The sequence below is a fragment of the Streptomyces sp. NPDC014733 genome, from assembly GCF_043083385.1.
In the GTDB taxonomy this organism is placed as follows: Bacteria; Actinomycetota; Actinomycetes; order Streptomycetales; family Streptomycetaceae; genus Streptomyces.
This window is the reverse complement of record NZ_JBIBYO010000011.1, coordinates 80,795-101,707: the sequence shown is the minus strand read 5'-3', so window position 1 is coordinate 101,707 and position 20,913 is coordinate 80,795. Positions and strand designations below refer to the sequence as shown.

Sequence of the window (20,913 nt, the reverse complement as noted above, 5' to 3'; positions counted from 1 at the left end):
GGAGATTTCGCTGTCCTCCTCCGCAGGATTTCCGAAAGGGGTGGGCAAACGTGCAATGCGGTGCGGAAGGAAATACGGAAAGCGATCGTCCGGTGACGCGGAGAGGTCTCCTCCGTGCCGCCCGGCGTCCGCTCCCCCGCCGGACCAGGGAGGATCGCCACCACCCCGCCGACCTGGGGAGGAGTTTCCCCTCACGCCGGACGCGCGGAGGTTGACTATCCGTCGGGCAAATGACAACGACATCCACCCACCCCTCATCATGTGAGGCAGATCACTGATCATTGCCGCATGATTTCGGTGGACGCCGGAATGCGGGGCGGCCCCTGGCCCTCACGCCGTGGCCGGCGCGCGGTCGGGGCGGCCGTAGTGGGCGCGTTGCGTCACGCCGCCGTAGCCGTAGCCGTCCGGGTCCAGTTCGTGGAGCGCGACGCCGCGCCGGGCCAGCGGGCCGAGGACGTCCGTGAGCAGGGCGTCCGCCGCGGCGACGAACGCCGCCCGCTCCTCGGCGGTGTTCGTGCCCCGCGTCAGATTGCCCTCGACGTAGGCATCCCGGGCATCGGTCAGCGGGGCGCCGGCCACGAACCAGCGGCCGGACGGGACGAGGTCGAGGTGGACGAGGGTGCGTGCGGCGTCCTTGCGCAGGACGGACACGGCGAGGGCGGTCAGCCCCTCGGCCAGGGCGCGTTGCCCCTCGGCGGGCAGCGCGGGGTCGGTGACGGTGACGCGGAAGTACGGCATGGCTCTCCCGGGGGGGGACGGCGGACGGGGCGGGGCGCCGGGTGCGGCGCCCCGCCGTGGGCCCGCCCAGCCTCACCGGCGCGGCATCATGAGGCCAACGCATCCCTGTCATCGCTCCATGAGGCCGCCGCATGTCCGTGAATCTTCCCCAGCTCAGAGCCTTTCTCGCGGTCGTGGAGACGGGCGGCTTCGGCGCCGCCGCGGACGAGTTGGGGGTGAGCCAGTCCGCGGTCTCGCACGCGGTCGCCGCCCTGGAGCGGACGCTGGGCGGCCCGCTCCTCGTACGGGCCGTCCCGGCGCGGCCCACCGCGCTCGGGCGGCGGGCGCTGCCGCATGCCCGCGCCGCGCTGGCGGCGGTCGGCTCCCTGGAACTGCTCGGCGACGACGGGACGCTGCGCGGCACGGTCCGGCTGGCGGCCACCCCCACCGTCCGCCGGGGTCTCCTCCCGGATCTGCTGCGGCACTGGCGGGCGGAGCTGCCGGGGGTCACGGTGCGGGTCTTCGAGGGCGACAGCGGGGAGCTGGCCGACTGGCTGGCGAACGGCACGGCGGACGCCGCCGTCCTCGTCGACCCGCCGCCCGGGCCGGGCCTCACCCTGGCCTCGGACGGCTACCGCGCCCTGCTCCCCCGCGACCATCCGCTGGCGGACGAGCCGCACATCGCCCTCGCGGACCTCGCCGACGACGCGTTCCTCGTCGCGCCGCACGGCTGCGAGGAGCGGGTACGGGAGCTCCACGCCCCGGCCGGTGCCCGTTTCGCGCCCGCGCGGCGGGTCCGTGACCTCGCCACGCTGATCAGCATGGTGCAGGCGGGGCTGGGCGTGACCGTGCTGTCGGAGGTGTCCCGGCCGCTGATCGGCCCGGATCTCGTACTGCTGCCGCTGGACCCGCCCGCCGCGCGCCGCCTCGTGCTCAGCGGGCCGCGGTCGGGGCCCTGGCATCCGGCGGTGCGCCCGCTAGCGACGGCGGCCGCGGAGTGTCTGGCCGGGCACGCCCGCCCCGGAGAGGCCCGCTGACCCGGGCGGTCACCTCCCCCGCTTCCGTCCGCGGGGCGCCGTGGCGCCCGGCGGCCAGCGGTGGGCGGCCTCACCGGGGGCGAGGCGGTCGACCACCTCGGCCAGCTCCCGGCAGGCGTCCTCGACCTTCTCCCGGACGGCGTTCTGCTCGGCGACGAGCGCGGCGAGCAGCAGCGCGGTGAGCGCCGCCGCGCCGTTCAGGGCCTGGAGGTTGACCATCACCAGCAGGAAGCTGTGCCCGGCGAACGGGCCCGCCCGGTCGTTGGCCGCCGCGATGGCCAGGACGGAGACGATCAACGCGACGGGTGCGGCACCGGCCAGCTGGAACCGCACCGCCGCCCACACGATCAGCGGGAAGACCAGGAAGAGCAGCGAGAGCGAGCTGCGGGTGCACAGCAGCCCGACGCCGACGGCGGCGAGCAGCAGCGCCGCCGCCTCCACGGCGCGCGCCGGGCGGATCGCGCGCGGCAGGCCGGCGTGCCACGCCACCAGCAGCAGCGGGGTGACGATCAGTACGCCCATCGCGTCGCCCGCCCACCAGGCGGCCCACGCGGGCCAGAACTGCGCGGCCGGGAGATGGCCGATCAGCACCTGGTTCCCGGCCCCGAACGTCGCGCTGACCAGCATCCCGGCCAGCGCGCCCAGCACCACCAGCGCCACCCCGTCGCGCAGCCGGTCCAGCTCGGTACGGAACCCGGCCCGGCGCAACAGCAGCGCGGCGCACACCGGGGCGAGGGTGTTGCCGGCGAGGTTGCCGAGGATCCCGGCGTCCACCGGGCCGATGCCCGCGATGACGAAGAACGTGCCGAGCAGGATGCCCGGCCAGGTGCGCAACCCGAAGACGAGCAGGCAGCTCAGCGCGATGCCGGTGGGCGGCCACATCGGCGTGACCACCGTCCCGTCGATCACCACCTGCTCCAGCAGACCGATCCGGGCGCCCACGAAGTACGCGACGGCCAGGGCGAGGACCTTCAGGGCGTCGGCAGCGAGAGGGGGCACGTTCCCGGTGCGCATCCCTCCAGCATCGGGCAACGGCCCCGGACCCGCGCGGCCACCGCCACGGACGGCGGCACCGCGTTCACCCGTTGTCCCGGTCCGCCCGGTCGTAGCAGAGGACGACGACCGCGGCGTCGTCGGTGTGGCCGGTGAACTCCGCGACATCCATCACCGCCGCGGCGACATCGGCCGGATCGCCGGTCGGGGCGCAGTCGCGCACCCGCTTCGCCGCCTCCGCGAGCCCCGCCTCGATCGGGAACGACGGCCCTTCCACCACACCATCGGTCAGCAGCGCGAACGCGCCGCGCGGGGCGAGCCGCCAGTACGTGACCGGGTACGTCTCGCCGGGCAGCACCCCCAGCGGCGCGCCGCCGGTCTCCTCGGCGATACCGCACCGGCCGTCGGCGGTGGCCCAGACACCCGGCGGATGCCCGGCGCGGGCGGCGACCACCTCCCAGGTCACGGGGTCGAAGGTGAGGAAGGTGCAGGTGGCGAAGAGCGGGCTGTCCACGGAGAGCAGCAGTTCGTTGGCGCGGGCGAGGACCACGCCCGGGTCGGCGCCGCCGCCCGCCACGGCGCGCAGCCCCATGCGGATCTGCCCCATGAACGCCGCCGCCTCGACGTCATGGCCCTGGACGTCGCCGATGCAGAACGCCAGCCGGCCGCCGGGCAGCGGGAACCCGTCGTACCAGTCGCCGCCGATGTCCAGACCGTTGCGCGCCGGGGCGTACGCGGCGGCGGCCCGCACCCCGGGGACGCCGGGCAGGGCGGCCGGGAGCATCTCCCGCTGGAGCGCCTCCGCCAGTTCGACCCGGGCACGCTGGAGTTCGGCGCCGGCCCGGGCCTGGGCGGTGAGCCGGCCGAGCGTCGTCAGCAGATCGTCGGCGCTCAACTCCCGCGCGGGACGCCGCCGGAACATGGCCGCCTCCGTGGTGCGGTGGGTGTCCGCCGCGGGAGGCACGCGCGGCGTGTCGTGGCCGCCTCCTGTTGCCGTCGCCGACCGGACGGGCCGACGCACAAGCTCCCGTCAGGATAGGCCGGTACGGGCGGTTTCGCCTGGTGGGCGCGGTGCCCGTGCCCTCACTCCGCCGCCACCGGAGCCGGCGCCGGGACCACCGCGAGGTACCGGACCCCGGACCGTACCGCCCAGAAGAACAGCGCGAGGGCCACGGCGGCAACGGTGAGGGAGTCGTACGGGGCGGGCAGCAGGCCGGTGCCGCCGAAGGAGCCGAGCCGGGAGAGGACGGTCAGGGCGAGGAGGTAGCACACCAGCCAGGCGCCGGTGCGCAGTTCGGCGGCGAGCGGGCGGCGGGGCAGTTCACCGGGGGTGGGGGCGGTGCCGGGGCGCCGCATGAGGAGGAAGAGCAGCAGTCCGCCGAGGACCATCGGGAGCGCCAGCCGCAGCGCCGCCCAGCCCGACCAGTAGACGAACTCGCTCGCCACCACGAAGCTCACCGGCGCGAGCCAGCGCAGACCCGGGATCCAGCCGGCGGTGACGGTGCCCGGGTCGGCGCGGAAGACGGCGGCGGCCACCGCCGACGCCGCGTAGATCAGCAGGTACATGTCCCCCATCACGCTGACGATCTGTTGCCAGCCGCCGATCGGCAGCAGGAAGAGGACGATCACCGCGAGGTTGACGACCAGGGCGCGGCGCGGCACGCCGGAGCGGGCGTCCACCTTCATGAAGTAGCGCGGGATGGTGCCGTTCTTGGCGAGCGCGTAGGTGTGGCGGGCGTCGAGGGCGACGCCGACGTACGCGGAGCCGCCGGGTGAGAGGACGGCATCGGCGTAGAGCAGGCTGGAGAGCCAGTGCAGATTGAGGATGAGGGCGAGCTGGCCGAAGGGCGATTCGAAGGAGACGCCGTGCCAGCCGCCGCCGAGCAGCGACTCGGGGACGGTGAACAGGAACGCCACCTGGAGCGCGAGGTACATCAGCACCGCCAGCCCGATCCCGGCGAGGACGGCGGCGGGCAGGGTGCGGCGCGGGTTGCGGGTCTCACCGGAGAAGTCCAGCGGCGCCTGGAAGCCGTTGACGGAGTACACGATGCCGCCGCCGGCGAGGGCGGTCAGGCAGGCGGCGTAGCCGTACGGGGCGAAGCCACCGTGGTCGCTGAGGCGGCCGGAGTGCCAGCCGGAGGCGATGAGGGCGGCCACGGTGACCACCGGGACCACGATCTTGAAGACCGAGACGAGGTTGTTGAGCCGGGCGAACAGCCGCACCGCGAACCAGTTCAGCGCGGTCAGCACCACGCTGAGCCCGGCGGCGAGCGCGACGCCGGAGGCGGAGAGCGTCCGTCCGTTGTAGAGGTCGGGCAGATAGTGCGCGGCGTACTGCATGATGGCGCTGATCTCGGCCGCGGTGCCGCCGACGGACAGCAGCACCGACCAGCCGACGAGGGTGCCCACGAGCGGACCGCCGGCGTGCAGCGGCCAGCGGACGGTGCCGCCGCCCTCGGGCCGGGAAGCACCCAGTTCGATCATGACGAGGGCGACCAGCGCGCAGAGCAGACCGGCGCCGATCCAGGAGAGCAGGGAGGCCGGCCCCGCGGTCTGCGCGGCGTAGAGGGCGGCGAAGAGCCAGCCGGAGCCGACGATGTTGGAGAAACCGATCGCGGTCAGGCCCCAGAATCCCAGATCCCGGCGGAGCCTCCGCTCCTGCGCCACCGCCGCCGGTGTTCCCGGCTCCCCGCCCGTCACCTGATGCTCCGCCACGTTCCGGCCTCCCGCTCCGCTTCCGGCTGTACGGCGCCGCGCTCACGGGGCCCGGTGGGGATTCTGCCGGTCACCGGCCGGTTTTCTCCGGTTGTCGGGTGAACGGGACGCCGGGCGCGACGGGTTCGTCAGCGGATGCGGTTTTTCTTCCGGGGCGGCGGGTCAGCCGCAGCACCAGCAGCCGGACCAGCAGGCGGAGCGCGGCGGGTGCCGGTGGCACTCGGAGTCGTCCGGGGGCACCACCCAGTCGGTGCCGTCGGCGGTGACGGCGACGGCGAGGCGGGCGTAGAGGATCACGGTGATCGCCGCCAGCTCCTCCGGTTCGGCGACCCCGCCCTCGATGCGCAGGCCGATGTCGCGCGGCGCGTCCGGCGGGGCGGTCACGGCAGCGCCCCGCGGGTACGGGGCCCCGGCCGGGCGGCCCGTGGCGGGCGGGCCGGCGGGGCCGGGGCTCCGGAGCTGGTCGGCGCGGTCACACGGCCGACCCTAGGAGCGCCGGCGGGGAGTGTCGCGCCCGTGTGGACCGATCGGGCGAGGCGCGCGGACGGACACGGCGCGGGCCGCGGAGCGGTCAGCCGTCGGCCGTGCGCGGCGTGCCCCCGGCGCCCAGGAGCGCATCGGCGGCCGGGGTGCGGCGGTAGAGGACCGAGGCCCCGGCCCGGCGGCGGCTCACCAGCCCGGCGTCGCGGAGGACCTTCAGATGGCCACCGACGGAGCCCAGGCCGAGACCGGTCAGGGCGGCGAGCTGGCTGGTGCTCCTGGGCGGGGCGAGGAGGGTGAGGAGGGTGGCGCGGTTGGTGCCGAGGAGGCGGGCGAGCGGGTCCGGGACGGGCGGCGGTCCGTCGGGGCCGGTGCCCGGTCCGTCCGCGAGGGCCGTGCCGGACGCCGGGTAGATCATCGCGTAGCTGTCGGGCAGCTCCCACGCCACCCAGCCGTTCGGCCCGCCGACGGGGACGAAGAGGAGGTCGGCACCGGTGAGGTCGCGGGAGGGGCGGTCGGCGCCGTTGATGCGGAGGCGGCCGTTGCCGAGCCAGCGGGTGCGCGGGCCGAGATCGGCGACGGCGGCGGCCCAGCCGTGCCGGCTCAGCCGGTGCGCCCGCCCGATGACGTCGGCCTCCAGCACCCGGCTGCGGCGCGGCCAGTCGGGTCGGACGACGCCCTGCCACACCCGGTCGAGCAGGTCGGCGGCGCGGCCCGCCGGGTCCGGGACGTCCAGCGCGCGGGGCAGCCGTCCACCGCAGGCCGCGGCGAGGTCGGCACGGGCCTCGCGGGCGGGGGTGGCGCGGACCCGGGCCAGCTCCCCGGCGAACGTGGGGGTGTCGTGGCGCGGCGGCCGGGTGAGGAAGTCGGGCGTCCAGTGCACCCCGACCCCGGCCGCCGCCCAGGCCCGGACGAACGGATCGGCGGTGAGCCGCGCGCGGAACGCCTCCGCGGGCGACGGGCGCCCGCCGCGCCGGACGGGGGCCGGGTGCGTGGTCAGCGTCCGCAGCGTGGCGACCGTCTCGATCAGCGGTGAGAGCACGAACCGGCTCCGCGCCAGCACCTCGGCGTCGACCAGCCACTCCCCCATGCGGTGCTCCTCCCCGTCCGCCACCGGCCGATCGCGTGCGCCGCCGCCCGGTCCGGGGCGGGGCCGCGTTCCGGCCCGGGCCGGGCGGTCGCCGCCCGATGCGCTCGGCCCCTGACCGCCCGGGTCACCGGCGTACCGGAGCCGCCACCCGCCCCGCTCACCTTTCGTATCGGGACGAAACAGTAGGACGCCGGGGCCGGGGCGCTCCACCCTGTCCGCCATGCAGCCTCCCGAGAGTCTTCCGCACCAGTTCCTGCGCACCCGCCGCTTCACGCTGGGCGCCCCCGACCGGTTCACCGTCTCCCCCGACGGCGCCACCGTCCTGTTCCTGCGCAGCGCCTCGGGCGACGATCCGGTGCACCGCCTGTGGGCGCTGGACACCGCCTCGGGCCGCGAACGGCTGCTCTTCGACCCGGCCGATCCGGCGCACGGCGCGGGCCCGTCGGGCGACGGCGTCACGGCGTACGCCACCGACGCGGCGGGCACGCTCGCCGCCTGTCTGTGCGGCGGGGCGCTGTGGGCGGTGGAGGTGGCGACGGGCCGGGTGCGCGCGCTGCCGGTGGCCGGGCGCCCGGCCGATCCGCGGCCCGATCCGACGGGCCGCCGCATCGCCTATCTCGCGGACGGCGCCCTGCGGGTGATCGGCGCGGACGGCACCGGGGCCCGCGAGATCGCCGCGCCCGACGGGCCGGACGTCCGCTACGGCGCTGCCGAGTACGCGGCGGCCGCCTCGATGGGCCGCGACCGGGGCTACTGGTGGGCGCCGGACGGCTCCCGTCTCCTGGTGGCACGGGTCGACGAGAGCGCCGTCGCCCGCTGGTACGTCGCCGATCCGGCGCATCCGGCGACGCCGCCGCGCGCGGTCCGCTACCCGGCGGCGGGCACCGCGAACGCGGAGGTGACGCTGTGGCTGGTACCGGCCGACGGGGGCGCCCGTACCGAAGTGGCCTGGGACCGGGCCGGGTTCCCGTATCTGACGGCGGCGGGCTGGGACGCCCACGGCCCGTTCGCCGCGGTGCAGAGCCGGGACCAGCGGCGGCTGCGGACGTACGCGGTGGACCCGGCCGACGGGCGGCCGGCGCTCCTGGCCGAGCAGCGCGATCCGTGCTGGGTGACGCTGGTGCCGGGCACCCCGGCGCGCACCGCGTCCGGCGCGCTGGTGGCGCACCGGGACACCGAGGGGGCCGACGGCACACGGCAGTTGACCGTCGGCGGTACGGCCGTCACCCCCGACGGGCTCCAGCTGCGGGAGGTGCTCGGGGTCGGCGGCGAGGGGGTGCTGTTCACGGCGTCCGCGGACGTGGTCGGGCAGGCGCTGTGGTCCTGGTGTCCGGAGGGCGGCGCCCGGCCGCTGACCACCGCCCCGGGCGTGCACACCGGGGTGCGGGGCGGGCCCACGCTGCTCCGGGTCGCCCGGGCGCCGCACCGGCCCGGCGCCACCGCGGTGGTGGCGCGCGCCGGGCGCCCGGACCTGCCGGTGGCCTCGTACGCCGAGCGGCCGGTGCTGGCACTGTGCGAGCGGCGGCTGACGGTGACGGGGCGTGGGCTGCACAGCCGGTTGCTGCTGCCGTCGTGGTACCGGCCGGGCGGTGGGCGGCTGCCGGTGCTGGTCGATCCGTACGCGGGCCCGGCGCTCCAGCGGGTGACCGCCGCCCAGGCGCCGCTCATGTTCGTCTCACAGTGGTTCGCCGAGCAGGGGTTCGCGGTGCTGGTGACCGACGGCCGCGGCACGCCGGGCCGCTCCCCGGACTGGGAGCGCACGGTGTACGGCGACGTCGTGTCGGCGGCGCTGGAGGATCAGGCGGCGGCGCTGACGGAGGTGCTGGGGCGGTTCCCGGAGCTGGATCCGGGCCGGGTCGCGGTCCGCGGCTGGTCGTTCTCCGGGATGCTCGCCGTGGCGGCGGTGGTGCGGCGCCCCGACCTCTTCCACGCGGCGGTCGCGGGCGCGGGCCCCTACGATCCGCGGCTGTACGACACCCACTGGCGGGAGCGGTTCCTCGGGCATCCGGACACGCACCCCGAGAGGTACGACGCCTGCGCCCTGACCCGGGAGGCCGCGGGGCTGACCCGCCCGTTGCTGCTGATGCACGGGCTGGCGGACGACAACGTCCACGCCGCCCACACGCTGCGGCTCTCCGCCGCCCTGCTGGCCGCCGGACGCCCGCACGAGGTACTGCCGCTGCCCGGCACGGCGCACGCCCCGACCGATCCGGTGCTCTTCACGAATCTGCTGCGCCATCAGGTCGACTTCCTCTGGCGGCACCTGGGGCGCGAGGACAGTGCGGCCGTCTCGTAACGGCCGCCGACGGGGGGCGGGCGAGAGTGCCGCCCGCCCCCGGTCTCACTCGATGACCAGCTCGACGTCGATGTTGCCGCGGGTGGCCTTGGAGTACGGGCAGAACCGGTGGGTGGCCTCGACGAGTTCCCGGCCGGCGGCGCCCGCGAGGGCGTCCGGCAGCTCGACGCGCATCACGACGGCGAGGCCGAAGCCGGTGTCGTCCTTGCCGATCGAGACCTCGGCGGTGACCGACACCTCCGCGGTGTCGACCTTCAGCTGCCGTCCGACCTGCGCCATCGCACTGGCGAAGCAGGCGGCGTACCCGGCGGCGAAGAGCTGCTCGGGGTTGGTGCCCTCGCCGCTGCCGCCGAGCGCGGGCGGCATGGCCAGCGCGAGGTCGAGCCGGCCGTCGGAGCTGACGGCGCGGCCGTCCCGGCCGTTGGCGGTGGCGGCGGCGGTGTAGAGCGCGTCCATGGGTGTCCCTCCGGTTCCGGCGGCCGCGTCCCGGCCACCGGAGAGAACAATGACACACAACTAAATTGCACACAACTCAATGTCCCGCGATTCAATGCCTCGACGGCTAACCTGGGGGCATGGCCGCCTCCCCCAGCCCCTCCGGCTCCCCCGACTCCCCGCTCACCGACGCCGAGCTGCTCCGCCTCGACCACCAGGTCTGTTTCTCGCTGCACGCCGCTTCGCGCGCCTTCGGCGCGGTCTACCGGGACGCGCTCAAGGACCTCGGGCTGACCTATCCGCAGTACCTGGTGATGCTCGTGCTGTGGGAGGACGGCCCGCTCCCCGTCAAGTCCATCGGCGAGCGGCTGCGCCTCGACTCCGGCACCCTCTCCCCGCTCCTCAAGCGCCTGGAGGCCGCCGGTCTGGTGCGCCGGGTGCGCAGCGCGGAGGACGAACGGTCGGTCGGCGTCCACCTCACCGACGCCGGCGCCGCGCTGCGCGAGCGGGCGCTGCCGGTGCCCCGCCGGATGCTCGCCGCCACCGGCCTGGAGCTGGCGGAACTGCGCACGCTGCGCGCCCTGTTGAGCCGGGTGACCCGGACCCTCGACGAGACCTGAGCCGCCCGGCCGGGCCGCCGCGCGCATCCCGATCCGGCCGCGCCCCGTACCCTCCCGTCACCCTGCGCCGTTAGACGGGGCGAGTGCCTTCCGCGCCGTGCGGGCAGGGGCGCGCACCGCGCGTGCGCCCCCTGCGTCGCCCCTCACCCCATCGAGCGAACGGCGTTGGGGAGTTTTCCGGACGAAGACGTATAAAGGGTGCCGCCGAACCAGCCGGAGCCGCCGGCGAGCCCCGCCAGGACGCGGTTGGCAACAGCGCCTACGAATGCGGAGGAGTGCCACGTGAACGCGGCAGAAGTCGTCAACACCCTGCTGGTCCAGCGATTCGGGGTCGATCCGGTCGACGTCAGCGCCGAGACCTCGCTGCAGCATCTGCGGATGGACTCGCTCGCCCTGGAGGAGCTGCGGTTGCTCATCGAGGACCGCCTCGACGTCGATCTCGACGAGGTCGCGCTCACCTCCCGGGACACCGTGGGAGCGCTGGTGGCGGCCGTCGACGGCAAAGTCGCCGCGTGACGGCCCGCACGCCGTTCGCCGCGGCCGTGACGGGCGTGGGGCTGATCACCGCCGCGGGCGTCGGAGCCAAGGCCACCTGGCACACCGTCACCGGCGGGACGACCCCGGTCGGCGTCCGCCACCGCCCCGAACTCACCGATCTGCCCTGCGACTTCACCTACGGCGTCGACGGTCTCGACACCACCGAGGTGCTGGGCGTCGCCACCCAGCGGCTGATGGACCGCTTCGCGCAGCTCGCGGTGATCGCGGCCCGGGAGGCGATGGCCGACGCCGGCCTCGACGCCGGGAGCTGGGACGGCACCCGTGTCGCCGTCGTCATCGGCTCGGCCCACGGCGGGCTGCCGTTCTACGACGAGCAGCACACCGCGCTGCTGGAGCGCGGCGCCCGCCGGGTCTCCCCCAAGCTCGCGCCGCTCGCCGTCGTCAACAGCGCGGCCAGCAGCGTCGCGATGGACCTCGGCGCACAGGGCCCCAGCCTGGGCGTGGCCACCGCCTGCTCGTCGGGGACCGTCGCGCTGGGCACCGCCCATCAGCTGCTGCGCGCGGGCGCCTGTGACATCGCCGTCGCGGGCGGCGCCGAATCGGTCTGCTCCCGGCTGCTGGTCGCCAGCGCCTGCCAGATGAAGGCCGTCTCCACCCGCCGCGACGATCCGGCTGCCGCCTGCCGCCCGTTCGACGCCGACCGCGACGGTTTCGTCATCGGCGAGGGCGCCGGACTCCTCGTCCTGGAGCGCCCCGAGCACGCCCGCGCCCGCGGGGCGACGGTCCGTGCCCATGTCGCGGGGTACGGCGCCTCCAGCGACGCCTACGCCGCGGTCGCCCCCGACCCCGAGGGCCGCGGCGTCGAGCGTGCCCTGCGTACCGCGCTCGCGGACGCCGGGGTCGGCCCGCGGGACATCGGCCATGTCAACGCGCACGGCACCTCCACCGTCGTCAACGACCGGATCGAGGCGGCGATGCTCCGCCGGGTCCTGGGCGAGGACGCACTGGTCACCTCCACCAAGGCGATGACCGGGCACACTCTGGGGGCGGCGGGCGGCATCGAGACCGCGCTCACCGTCCTCGCGCTGGAGTCCCAGCTGGTCCCGCCGACCGCCAATCTGGACACGCCCGATCCCCGGATCCCCCTGGAGATCGTGCGCGGCGCGGCCCGGCCCGCGCCCTTCGACTGGGCGGCCAAGACGTCGCTCGGCTTCGGCGGCCACAACGCCGCACTCGTCCTGACCCGCGCCTGACGCGCGCCGCCCCCGCGGATCTCCCGAGAAGGAACCGTCATGTCCGAGGAAACGATCCGCTCACTGTCGGTGGGCGGGGTGTCCTACGCGTACCGGCTGCTGCACCGGCCGGACGGCGTCACCGAACCCGTCATGGTGCTGGGCGGTGCCCTGCAAGGCATGTTCGGGTGGCCGCAGATGGAAGAACGGCTGACGCCCGTGGCCGGCGTGATCACCGCCGATCTGCCCGGGATGGGCACCGCCGAACCGCTGCCGCCGGGCCCGAGCACCGAGCTGCTGTGCCGGGCGATCGAGCACATCCTCGACGACCTCGGGCTGGCGCGGGTCAACCTCTTCGGCTTCTCCTACGGCGCCGGCCTCGCCTTCGGCTGCGCCCGGCGCTTCCCGGACCGTATCGCCCGGCTGGCGCTGGGCGGGGTCCCGTCCCACATCAGCGACGAGCAGTGCGCCCACTGGGAGCGGGCCGCCGAAGAGCTGCGGCGCGGGGCGGTGGACACCTTCGCGACGCTCGCCACGGACGGTCTGCTCTGCCTGGACGAGGGGCGGTACGTGACCCGGCGGCGGCTGGCCTACCGCTATGTCCGACGGTCGATGCTGCAGGCGGCCCGCACCTCCCCGCACGCGCTCGACTCGCTGGTCCGGGCGGTGACCGACCGCCCGGACTTCTCCGGCGGGCTCAGCGGCGTGCCGACCCTGGTGTTCAGCGGCGCCCACGACACCGTGACCACCCCGGCCCGGCAGCGGCGGTTCGCCGCCACCCTCGACGGCAGCCGTTTCCTGGTGATCCCGGACGCCGACCACTGGGTCGTCCTGGAGCGCCCGCAGGCCGTCGCCGACCTCGTCGCCCGCTTCTTCACCGACCGTCCGCTCTCCTCGGCCCCGGCGCTGGCGCCGGTCGCCCGCGACGGCGAGCCGACGGACGGTGCGGCGGCGTACGTCTGAGCCGGTGCGGGGCCGGCGCCGGGCGGATTCCGCCGAACGCGCCCGCCACCGGCCCCGTACCCGGTAGGAAGGGCCCATGGTTTCTCCCCCGGAGTACGGACCCGAAGGCCCGATCCGCGCCGTGACGGCGCGGCCGCCGGTGCCGGTAGCCGGGGTGCTGTTCGACTTCTCCGGGACCCTCTTCCAGATCGCGCCGTACGCCGACCGCATCCGGGCGGCCGTCCCCTGTGCCGTGGACGACGCCACGGTGGACGCCTGGCTGACCGCCCTGGCGACGGGGCTGACCGATCCCGGGGTGCGCGCCGCGCAGCACGCCCGCGACACCTCCGCCCGGGCCCACCGGCACGCCTTCACCACCTGGTACGCGTCGGTGCCCGCGCTCGCTCCGTACGCGGAGGCGCTGTACGAGCAGCTGCGGACGCCCGCGCACTGGCTGCCGTACGCGGACAGTGCGCGGACCCTCGCGGCGCTGGCGGCGCGCGGGATCGCGGTCGGGGTGGTGAGCGATGTGGGCTGGGATCTGCGGCCGACCTTCGCCCACCACGGGCTCGCGGAGTACGTCGGGGCCTGGGTGCACTCCTTCGAGCACCGCACCGAGAAGCCCGATCCGGCCCTCTTCCACCACGCCTGCGCGCTGCTCGGGCTGGCCCCCGCACAGGCGCTGATGGTCGGCGACCACCCCGCCAAGGACGGCGGTGGCGCCCTCGCCGGGCTGCGCTCCTACGTCCTGCCGAGCGGTGCGGCGCCGGGCGGTGTCCGCGGGCTGGACGCGGTACTGCGCCTGGTGACGCCGGGCCCGGCCGGCTGAGCCGCGCCCCTCTCCTTCCTTGTGGCGCAGGCCACTTCGGCGCTCTTCCGCGCCGTCTCGCGCGCCGCTTTTCGGTCGCCGCGGAGTGAGGGCAGGCACAGGGCGTACGTCACGTACGAGGGCGCTTAGTCGCGCCGGATCCCGTGGCGACATAGGAAAACGCGGATGATTGCGGACATTTACCCTCATCTCACTATGCACGGTAGTACGTCACATCATTGCCACCGATTCAGGGCCGCGCTAACCATGGATCCAGCAAGCGCCGAGAACGTGCCGGTGAACTCCTCGCCCTGGTGAGTGAGCGCGGCCAGACCCTCGGTTCCCGCGCCGCCGAAGGCCGCATTCCGCACCAGCCCCTGAGAAGAGGTCACCACCGCATGTCCCGTTTCGCCCTGCTCCGCAACGTCCGCGTCACCCGCACCCAGAAGGTCGCCACCGCCGTGCTGGCCGCCGCCGGTGCCACTACCGCCCTGGCCGTGACGGCCGCCCCGAGCCAGGCGGCGCCCGCCACCTCCGCGCACGCCCCGGCCGCGGTCAAGCCCGTGAGCGCCAACGGCATGCCGAAGACCGGCGCCGGCAAGAGCGCCGAGACCGCCTCCGCCACGGTGTCGGCCGCGGGTCACCTGAAGGTCACCGCCGTCGAGAAGCAGGGCCACGCCGCCAAGCAGGCCGCCAACCGCTCCGCCGAGCGTCAGGCCCCGAAGTCGTATGCGAACAACCTCGACGGCTGGATCCGCCAGTCCCTCGACATCATGAAGAACAAGGGCATACCCGGCTCCTACGAAGGGCTCCACCGCAACATCATGCGCGAGTCCTCCGGCAACCCCAACGCCGTCAACAACTGGGACATCAACGCCATCAACGGCATCCCCTCCAAGGGCCTCCTCCAGGTGATCCAGCCCACCTTCGACACCTACCACGTCAAGGGCACCCCCCATAAGCTCACCGACCCCGTCGCCAACATCACCGCCGCAGCCAACTACGCCGCCCACCGCTACGGCTCCATCGACAACGTCAACTCCGCCTACTGAGCCGGAACATGACGGCCGTCACCCCTGACGGCGACAGCATCGGGCGACCGGCCTCCGGCCGGCCGTGACCACAGACGAGGGCCCTGTCCGCCTCCCGCGGCCAGGGCCCTCGTCGTCGTGCGCGGACACCTACCGGACGGCGCCGCCACCCAGCGGTCCGAGGCCGAGGAGGGCCCCGACGACCTGGCCGACGACCTCCAGGCCGGCTTTCTCCTTCGGGGTGAGGTCGTGGTCGTCGGCGGGTGCCGCGACGGCCGGACCGGCGACCAGGGCGCCTGCGGCGCAGAGAGCGGCGACCAGGACGGTCAGACGACGGAACATAGACGCTTCCTTACGGTGCGAGGGCTCGGACGGGCCCAGTCTCGGCGAGCCGCGCGCCCCGGCCGCCGCGACAGTCCGGGCGCTGCGGCGAACGGCCCACCGACTGTGCCGCAACGGGCGCTCCACCCGTCCGCGCCACGGGACGACGGGGCCGCACACCCCCGGATCCGGGCCCGCTCCGGGCGTGACCCGGGCCATACGCACGGCCCCCCTGAAGGGGGCGCCAGGTGATGCCGGGCACAGGACGCACGTCACCTACGAGGTCCGGTAGTCCTGCCGACACCGCCACAGCACGGGATAAAAAGCCTGCAACATCGGACATATCGCCCCATCTCACTACGAGGGGTAGTACGTCACATCATTGCCACCGCTACGGGACAGCGCTAACCATGAATCCCGTAAGCACCGAGAACGTGCCGACGGACTCCTCCCGCCAGGTGAGCGAGCGCGGCCTGACCCTCGGTTCCACGCGCCGCCACAGGCCGCTCCCCCGCGTCCCGCACCCGGAAGAGGTCACCACCGCATGTCCCGTTTCACCCTGCTCCGCAATGCCCGCGTCACCCGCACCCAGAAGGTCGCCGTCGCCGTGCTGGCCGCCGCGGGCGCCACCGGCGCCCTGACCGCCACCGCGACGCCGAGCAACGCCCAGCCCGCCGCCGCGCACGCCCCGGCCGCGGTCAAGCCCGTGAGCGCCAACGGCATGCCGAAGCTGGTGACCGGCGAGGCGACGACCGCCGAGGCCAAGACCGCGGACGTCTCCGCGTCGGTGGCCGACGGCCTGAAGGTCACCGCGGTGGCGAAGCAGGACCGGGCCGCCCACGAGGCCGCCAACCGCTCCATGGAGCGCGCGTCCCTCGCCCCGAAGGCCGCCCCCAAGGCCGCGCCGAAGTCGTATGCGAACAACCTCGACGGCTGGATCCGCCAGTCCCTCGACATCATGAAGAACAAGGGCATACCCGGCTCCTACGAAGGACTCCACCGCAACATCATGCGCGAGTCCTCCGGCAACCCCAACGCCGTCAACGACTGGGACATCAACGCCATCAACGGCATCCCCTCCAAGGGCCTCCTCCAGGTGATCCAGCCCACCTTCGACACCTACCACGTCAAGGGCACCCCCCATAAGCTCACCGACCCCGTCGCCAACATCACCGCCGCAGCCAACTACGCCGCCCACCGCTACGGCTCCATCGACAACGTCAACTCCGCCTACTGACACGGAGTGACACCGCGCTGACGGGCACGCGCTCCGGCACCACGCCGGACCGTGCGCCCCCGAGACCGCGGACCGGGGCGACTGGCGCGTGCGCCTCGTCCGCAGCCCCGCAGCGGGCCCCGTTCACCGGGGCCCGCTGCGGCGTTTGCACACCAAGGTGCCCGAAGTGCGGCGACACGCCGTCAGGGACGTCCGATCGGGTGAGACCGACCGGCTGAATGGCGGACTGACGGGCCATCTGGTCTTCGGCGCGTACGGATTAGCGTATACGTCTTCTTATCGGCCGATATGTTCCGTCTTTCACATCTGCCGATGACGACCTCACCGATGGCTTTCGGAGGCACTCGATGCCCTTGCGCAGTTCCGGTCCCGCCCGCCGTGCGTTCCCCGTCACGGCCGGAACCCTCATCGTCCTCACCGCGCTCGCCCTGCCGCTCGCGCTGCCCACCGCCGCGGTGGCCGCCACCGGGAACGGCCGGGAGCCCGCCCATCCCGAGCAGGACTGGATGGGCTCCACCATCGCCGCCCACGAGGGGGGCGACCGGGCCGGCGGCAAGGACACGGACGACCCGGAGACGACGGAGTCCAACGCCGTCACGTCGGTCAACGGCGTCGACGTCTCCAGCCACAACGGCAACGTCGGCTGGCCCGCGCTGCGGCAGAGCGGGGTGCGCTTCGCGTACGTCAAGGCGACCGAGGGAACGACCTACAAGAACCCGTACTTCACCCAGCAGTACAAGGGGTCGTACGACGCGGGGATCATTCACGGCGCGTACCACTTCGCGCTGCCCGACCACTCCAGCGGCGCGTCACAGGCGAAGTACTTCGCGAAGGAGGGCGGCGCCTGGTCGAAGGACGGCAAGACGCTGCCCGGGGCGCTGGACATGGAGTACAACCCCTACGGATCGACCTGCTACGGCAAGAGCGAGTCCGCGATGATCGACTGGATCGCGGACTTCCTGAAGACGTACCGCGCCGAGACCAAGCGGGACGCCGTCCTCTACACCTCCACCAACTGGTGGAAGCAGTGCACCGGCAACTCCACGAAGTTCGGGAAGACCAACCCGCTGTGGGTCCCCCGCTACGGCTCGTCCGTGGGGGAGCTGCCGGCGGGCTGGGACTTCCACACCATCTGGCAGTACACCTCCAGCGGACAGACGGTCGGCGACCGCAACCGCTTCAACGGCTCGTTCAGCCGTCTGCAGGCACTCGCCAACGGCTGACGCCACCGTGTGTGACGGCCGGTCCCGGCGCCCGATGCGGTGCCGGGACCGGCCGTTCGGCGTACCGGCGCCTACCCCCGGCCGGACGGGGAACTCTCCGCGGCGTGCGCGATGTTGCGGGCCATCCCGCCGAACACCGCGGCGTGGAAGGGCGCGACGGCCCACCAGTAGGCGTGTCCGGCCAGTCCGCGCGGGTGGAAGAGGGCGCGCTGGCCGTAGACGGTACGGCCGTGGGCGTCGCGGCCGACGGTCAGCTCCAGCCAGGCCAGGCCCGGCAGCCGCATCTCGGCGCGCAGCCGCAGCAGCCGCCCGGGGGCGATCTCCTCGACCCGCCAGAAGTCGAGGGAGTCACCGGCCCGCAGCCGGGCGGCGTCGCGGCGGCCGCGGCGCAGCCCGACGCCGCCGACCAGCCGGTCGAGCAGGCCCCGGACCGCCCAGGCGGCGGGGAACGAGTACCAGCCGTGCTCCCCGCCGATGCCCTCGACGACGTTCCAGAGCGCTTCGGGGGTGGCGTCCACCAGGCGCCGGCGGCGGTCGGTGTAGAGGCTGCCGCCCGCCCAGTCGGGGTCGGTGGGCAGCGGCTCGGCGGGGGCGCCGGGGACCGCGGCGCTGGACCAGCGGGTGGCGACCTTGGCCTCCCGGATCCGGCGCAGGGCCAGGGCCAGCGCCTCGTCGAGCGGGAGCGGGTGGCCGGGCGGGTCGGGGACGTACCGGGCGATGTCGTGCTCCTGGCAGACGACCTCGTGGCGCAGCGATTCGGCGAGCGGCCGGGCGAGGCCGCCGGGGACGGGGGTGACCAGGCCGACCCAGAGGCTGGACAGGCCCGGGGTGAGGACCGGGACGGACACGATGAACCGGCCGGGCAGCCCGGCGACGCGGGCGTAGCGCTGCATCATGTCGCGGTAGGTGAGGACGTCGGGGCCGCCGATGTCGAAGGCGCGGGAGACGTCGTCGGGCAGGGTGGCGCAGCCGACGAGATACCGCAGGACGTCGCGGACGGCGATGGGCTGGGTGCGGGTGGCGACCCAACTGGGCGTGATCATCACCGGGAGGCGTTCGGTCAGGTAGCGGAGCATCTCGAACGAGGCGGAACCGGAGCCGATGATCACCGCGGCGCGCAGTGCGGCGGTGGGGACGCCGGAGGCGAGCAGGATGTCGGCCACCTCGGCGCGGGAGCGCAGATGCGGGGAGAGCTGGTTCCGTGGGACGCCGGGCGGAGTGAGGCCGCCGAGGTAGACGAGGCGGCGGATTGCGGCGGCGCGGGCCTCGTCGGCGAAGATCCGGGCGGCGCGGCGGTCGGTCTCCTCGAAGGCGGCGCCGGTGCCGAGGGCGTGCACCAGGTAGTAGGCGGTGTCGACGCCGTCGAGCGCCCCGCGGACGGAGGCGACATCGGTGACATCGCCCCGCCGGATCTCGATGCGGCCCGCCCAGGGATGGTCGCGGAGCTTCTGCGGGGTGCGGGCCAGGGCCCGTACGGCGAACCCGGCGTCCAGCAGCTCGGGGACGAGGCGCCCGCCGATGTATCCGGTGGCGCCGGTGACCAGCGCGAGGGGGCGCTTCGGCGGGGTGTGCGCGCCGGGTACCCGGTCGTGCGCGGCCGGGTCCGGGCCGCCGGGCCCTGTGGTGTCGGCCATGGACCGTGCCTCCTGACGGGGCGGGTGCCGGGGCGACGGGGCGCGCCGCCCCACCCGGCTCAGTGTGGCACCGGGAGGGGCGGGGCGGCACGCCGGCGGGCGCGGGGCCAGGCACCGGGTGGCACGGGCGCGGGCCCGGCGCGGGATGTACCGGGCGCCCCGGTGGCGCCATCCGGCCGCCGCTCCCGGTCTTCATCGCGCCGCGGCGTTTCTCCGTCCCCGATACGGGCCAGGGTGCGGTCATGGGACACGGGGTCCGGCCCCGTCCGGCCGTGTCCGCCGGTTCGTCCGACCCGCAGGAGCCGTCATGCCCGAGCAGGAAACCGATCGCCGCCCGCCGCGGTTCGGCGTCAACTACACGCCGTCGCAGGGATGGTTCCACCACTGGCTCGACTTCGACCCGGACGCGGTGCGCGCCGATCTGGACGCCGTCGCCGGCCTCGGCCTCGACCACGTACGCGTCTTCCCGCTGTGGCCGCTGTTCCAGCCCAATCGGACACTGATCCGGCCGCGCGCCGTGGAGCAGCTGGTGGCGCTGGCGGACGCGGCCGCCGAGCGGGGTCTCGACGTCGCCGTCGACGGCCTCCAGGGGCATCTGTCGAGCTTCGACTTCCTGCCCGCCTGGACCCGGACCTGGCACCGCCGGAACCTGTTCACCGATCCGGAGGTGCTGGCCGGGCAGCAGGAGTACCTGCGGACGCTGGCCGCCGCGCTCGCCGACCGGCCCGCGTTCCTCGGGATGACGGTCGGCAACGAGTTCAACCAGTTCGCGGACGGTCCGCACCCCGATCCGGACCGGATCGACGCCGCGCGGGCCGGGGCGTGGCTGGAGCTGATGCTGGCGGCCTGTGAGCGCGGGGCGCCGGGGCGGCCGCATCTGCACGCCGCCTACGACGCCGCCTGGTACCAGGACGGTCACCCCTTCACGCCCGCGCACGCCGCCCGGCTGGGCGCGGTGACGGCGGTGCACTCCTGGGTCTTCAACGGGACGGCGCAGCGCCACGGCGCCACCGGCGTCGCGACGGAGCAGCACGCCGCGTATCTAATCGAGCTGTCGAAGGCGTGGGCCGACGATCCGCGCCGTCCGGTGTGGCTCCAGGAGGTGGGCGCCCCGGCGCCGCACATCCCGCCGGAGGGCGTCGCCCGCTTCACCGCGGCCACCGTCGACGCCGCGCTGGACTGCGCGGACGTGTGGGGCGTGACGTGGTGGTGTTCGCACGACGTGGACCGGGCGCTGGCGGACTTCCCGGAGCTGGAGTACGGGCTGGGGCTGTTCACCACCGACGGGACGGCCAAACCCGCGGCCCGGGCCCTCGCCGAGCGGGCCGCCGCCTGCCGCGCCCGGCCGCCCCGCCCCGCCCCCCGCACCACCGCGCTCGTCGTCGACGCGGGTGATCCGGAGACGGCGCCGCACCGGTCGGTGTGCGCCCCGGGCGGGCCGGTCTTCGAGGCATGGGCCCGGCTGGCGGCCGACGGCGTCCGGCCCGCGCTGGTGTTGGCGGGACACACCGGCGACGTGGACCGGCTGACGGCCCGCGGCATCACGGAACTGGTGACTCCGGACGAGGTGAGGGGCGGCGCCGCGGTCCGGCATCCCGGCTGAC

At 74.8% G+C, this 20,913-nt stretch carries 20 protein-coding genes; 11 read left to right on the top strand and 9 right to left on the bottom strand.

Annotation, left to right across the window (positions count from 1 at the left end):
- Positions 1 to 330: 330 nt before the first annotated feature.
- Positions 331 to 738, bottom strand: coding sequence for a 4-oxalocrotonate tautomerase family protein (locus tag ACF1BH_RS23245; protein WP_391645104.1), 408 nt, complete (start codon positions 736 to 738; stop codon positions 331 to 333).
- 131 nt (positions 739 to 869) lie between these two features.
- On the opposite strand from ACF1BH_RS23245, the gene ACF1BH_RS23240 reads away from it, so the two are divergent.
- Positions 870 to 1,754 carry a LysR family transcriptional regulator gene (locus ACF1BH_RS23240; protein ID WP_391645102.1) on the top strand — a complete coding sequence of 295 codons (885 nt, stop codon included), beginning with the start codon at positions 870 to 872 and terminating at the stop codon, positions 1,752 to 1,754.
- Positions 1,755 to 1,763: 9 nt separating this feature from the next.
- On the opposite strand, the gene ACF1BH_RS23235 is transcribed toward ACF1BH_RS23240, so the two are convergent.
- From ACF1BH_RS23235 to ACF1BH_RS23215, 5 genes are all read right to left on the bottom strand, one after another.
- Positions 1,764 to 2,768: an MASE1 domain-containing protein gene (locus tag ACF1BH_RS23235; protein ID WP_391645100.1), complete on the bottom strand. Its 1,005-nt coding sequence runs from the start codon at positions 2,766 to 2,768 to the stop codon at positions 1,764 to 1,766.
- 64 nt (positions 2,769 to 2,832) lie between these two features.
- A complete protein-coding gene (locus ACF1BH_RS23230) occupies positions 2,833 to 3,669 on the bottom strand; it encodes a PP2C family protein-serine/threonine phosphatase (RefSeq protein ID WP_391645098.1) in 837 nt (278 codons plus the stop codon).
- Between the two features lie 161 nt (positions 3,670 to 3,830).
- Complete coding sequence (locus ACF1BH_RS23225; protein WP_391645096.1) at positions 3,831 to 5,462, bottom strand: APC family permease; 1,632 nt, start codon at positions 5,460 to 5,462, stop codon at positions 3,831 to 3,833.
- A gap of 162 nt (positions 5,463 to 5,624) precedes the next feature.
- Positions 5,625 to 5,846: an acyl-CoA carboxylase subunit epsilon gene (locus ACF1BH_RS23220; protein WP_391645094.1), complete on the bottom strand. Its 222-nt coding sequence runs from the start codon at positions 5,844 to 5,846 to the stop codon at positions 5,625 to 5,627.
- 187 nt (positions 5,847 to 6,033) lie between these two features.
- Positions 6,034 to 7,032, bottom strand: a complete 999-nt coding sequence (locus tag ACF1BH_RS23215; RefSeq protein WP_391645092.1) for a winged helix-turn-helix domain-containing protein — start codon at positions 7,030 to 7,032, stop codon at positions 6,034 to 6,036.
- A gap of 220 nt (positions 7,033 to 7,252) precedes the next feature.
- Between ACF1BH_RS23215 and ACF1BH_RS23210 the strand changes: the two genes are divergently transcribed.
- Positions 7,253 to 9,328, top strand: coding sequence for a prolyl oligopeptidase family serine peptidase (locus tag ACF1BH_RS23210; RefSeq protein ID WP_391645090.1), 2,076 nt, complete (start codon positions 7,253 to 7,255; stop codon positions 9,326 to 9,328).
- A gap of 45 nt (positions 9,329 to 9,373) precedes the next feature.
- Here the strand turns inward: ACF1BH_RS23210 and ACF1BH_RS23205 are convergent, their stop codons facing one another.
- The gene (locus ACF1BH_RS23205) at positions 9,374 to 9,784 is read right to left on the bottom strand and encodes an organic hydroperoxide resistance protein (protein ID WP_391645088.1); all 411 of its coding nucleotides are present in this window, start codon (positions 9,782 to 9,784) and stop codon (positions 9,374 to 9,376) included.
- 119 nt (positions 9,785 to 9,903) lie between these two features.
- On the opposite strand from ACF1BH_RS23205, the gene ACF1BH_RS23200 reads away from it, so the two are divergent.
- From ACF1BH_RS23200 to ACF1BH_RS23175, 6 genes are all read left to right on the top strand, one after another.
- A complete protein-coding gene (locus ACF1BH_RS23200) occupies positions 9,904 to 10,383 on the top strand; it encodes a MarR family winged helix-turn-helix transcriptional regulator (protein ID WP_391645086.1) in 480 nt (159 codons plus the stop codon).
- A 282-nt stretch (positions 10,384 to 10,665) separates the two neighbouring features.
- Complete coding sequence (locus tag ACF1BH_RS23195) at positions 10,666 to 10,899, top strand: acyl carrier protein (RefSeq protein WP_030280985.1); 234 nt, start codon at positions 10,666 to 10,668, stop codon at positions 10,897 to 10,899.
- On the top strand, positions 10,896 to 12,134 hold the full coding sequence (locus tag ACF1BH_RS23190; RefSeq protein WP_391645084.1) for a beta-ketoacyl-[acyl-carrier-protein] synthase family protein: 1,239 nt from the start codon (positions 10,896 to 10,898) through the stop codon (positions 12,132 to 12,134). The genes ACF1BH_RS23195 and ACF1BH_RS23190 overlap by 4 nt, the downstream gene beginning before the upstream one ends.
- 39 nt (positions 12,135 to 12,173) lie before the next feature.
- A complete protein-coding gene (locus tag ACF1BH_RS23185; RefSeq protein WP_391645082.1) occupies positions 12,174 to 13,076 on the top strand; it encodes an alpha/beta fold hydrolase in 903 nt (300 codons plus the stop codon).
- A gap of 76 nt (positions 13,077 to 13,152) precedes the next feature.
- A complete protein-coding gene (locus ACF1BH_RS23180) occupies positions 13,153 to 13,884 on the top strand; it encodes an HAD family hydrolase (RefSeq protein ID WP_391645080.1) in 732 nt (243 codons plus the stop codon).
- A gap of 377 nt (positions 13,885 to 14,261) precedes the next feature.
- On the top strand, positions 14,262 to 14,915 hold the full coding sequence (locus tag ACF1BH_RS23175) for a transglycosylase SLT domain-containing protein (RefSeq protein WP_391645078.1): 654 nt from the start codon (positions 14,262 to 14,264) through the stop codon (positions 14,913 to 14,915).
- A gap of 129 nt (positions 14,916 to 15,044) precedes the next feature.
- Here the strand turns inward: ACF1BH_RS23175 and ACF1BH_RS23170 are convergent, their stop codons facing one another.
- Entirely contained in the window at positions 15,045 to 15,236 is a 192-nt protein-coding gene (locus ACF1BH_RS23170) for a hypothetical protein (RefSeq protein WP_391645076.1), read from the bottom strand.
- Positions 15,237 to 15,759: 523 nt separating this feature from the next.
- On the opposite strand from ACF1BH_RS23170, the gene ACF1BH_RS23165 reads away from it, so the two are divergent.
- Both ACF1BH_RS23165 and ACF1BH_RS23160 read left to right on the top strand, forming a co-directional pair.
- Positions 15,760 to 16,452 (top strand): transglycosylase SLT domain-containing protein, encoded by a 693-nt coding sequence (locus ACF1BH_RS23165; protein ID WP_391645074.1) that lies wholly within the window; start codon positions 15,760 to 15,762, stop codon positions 16,450 to 16,452.
- 347 nt (positions 16,453 to 16,799) lie between these two features.
- On the top strand, positions 16,800 to 17,675 hold the full coding sequence (locus tag ACF1BH_RS23160; protein ID WP_391645072.1) for a lysozyme: 876 nt from the start codon (positions 16,800 to 16,802) through the stop codon (positions 17,673 to 17,675).
- A gap of 71 nt (positions 17,676 to 17,746) precedes the next feature.
- Here the strand turns inward: ACF1BH_RS23160 and ACF1BH_RS23155 are convergent, their stop codons facing one another.
- The gene (locus tag ACF1BH_RS23155) at positions 17,747 to 19,309 is read right to left on the bottom strand and encodes an SDR family oxidoreductase (RefSeq protein WP_391645070.1); all 1,563 of its coding nucleotides are present in this window, start codon (positions 19,307 to 19,309) and stop codon (positions 17,747 to 17,749) included.
- A gap of 307 nt (positions 19,310 to 19,616) precedes the next feature.
- On the opposite strand from ACF1BH_RS23155, the gene ACF1BH_RS23150 reads away from it, so the two are divergent.
- Complete coding sequence (locus ACF1BH_RS23150) at positions 19,617 to 20,912, top strand: glycosyl hydrolase (protein WP_391645068.1); 1,296 nt, start codon at positions 19,617 to 19,619, stop codon at positions 20,910 to 20,912.
- Position 20,913: the final 1 nt, after the last annotated feature.

Excerpts from the sequence above, each read along its gene's own strand:
- ACF1BH_RS23185 (WP_391645082.1), top strand. The coding sequence starts at position 12,174 with ATGTCCGAGGAAACGATCCGCTCACTGTCGGTGGGCGGGGTGTCCTAC.
- ACF1BH_RS23150 (WP_391645068.1), top strand. The coding sequence starts at position 19,617 with ATGCCCGAGCAGGAAACCGATCGCCGCCCGCCGCGGTTCGGCGTCAAC.
- ACF1BH_RS23230 (WP_391645098.1), bottom strand. The coding sequence starts at position 3,669 with ATGTTCCGGCGGCGTCCCGCGCGGGAGTTGAGCGCCGACGATCTGCTG.
- ACF1BH_RS23165 (WP_391645074.1), top strand. The coding sequence starts at position 15,760 with ATGTCCCGTTTCACCCTGCTCCGCAATGCCCGCGTCACCCGCACCCAG.
- ACF1BH_RS23200 (WP_391645086.1), top strand. The coding sequence starts at position 9,904 with ATGGCCGCCTCCCCCAGCCCCTCCGGCTCCCCCGACTCCCCGCTCACC.
- ACF1BH_RS23155 (WP_391645070.1), bottom strand. The coding sequence starts at position 19,309 with ATGGCCGACACCACAGGGCCCGGCGGCCCGGACCCGGCCGCGCACGAC.
- ACF1BH_RS23160 (WP_391645072.1), top strand. The coding sequence starts at position 16,800 with ATGCCCTTGCGCAGTTCCGGTCCCGCCCGCCGTGCGTTCCCCGTCACG.
- ACF1BH_RS23170 (WP_391645076.1), bottom strand. The coding sequence starts at position 15,236 with ATGTTCCGTCGTCTGACCGTCCTGGTCGCCGCTCTCTGCGCCGCAGGC.
- ACF1BH_RS23180 (WP_391645080.1), top strand. The coding sequence starts at position 13,153 with ATGGTTTCTCCCCCGGAGTACGGACCCGAAGGCCCGATCCGCGCCGTG.
- ACF1BH_RS23210 (WP_391645090.1), top strand. The coding sequence starts at position 7,253 with ATGCAGCCTCCCGAGAGTCTTCCGCACCAGTTCCTGCGCACCCGCCGC.
- ACF1BH_RS23240 (WP_391645102.1), top strand. The coding sequence starts at position 870 with ATGTCCGTGAATCTTCCCCAGCTCAGAGCCTTTCTCGCGGTCGTGGAG.
- ACF1BH_RS23235 (WP_391645100.1), bottom strand. The coding sequence starts at position 2,768 with ATGCGCACCGGGAACGTGCCCCCTCTCGCTGCCGACGCCCTGAAGGTC.
- ACF1BH_RS23245 (WP_391645104.1), bottom strand. The coding sequence starts at position 738 with ATGCCGTACTTCCGCGTCACCGTCACCGACCCCGCGCTGCCCGCCGAG.
- ACF1BH_RS23175 (WP_391645078.1), top strand. The coding sequence starts at position 14,262 with ATGTCCCGTTTCGCCCTGCTCCGCAACGTCCGCGTCACCCGCACCCAG.
- ACF1BH_RS23215 (WP_391645092.1), bottom strand. The coding sequence starts at position 7,032 with ATGGGGGAGTGGCTGGTCGACGCCGAGGTGCTGGCGCGGAGCCGGTTC.
- ACF1BH_RS23205 (WP_391645088.1), bottom strand. The coding sequence starts at position 9,784 with ATGGACGCGCTCTACACCGCCGCCGCCACCGCCAACGGCCGGGACGGC.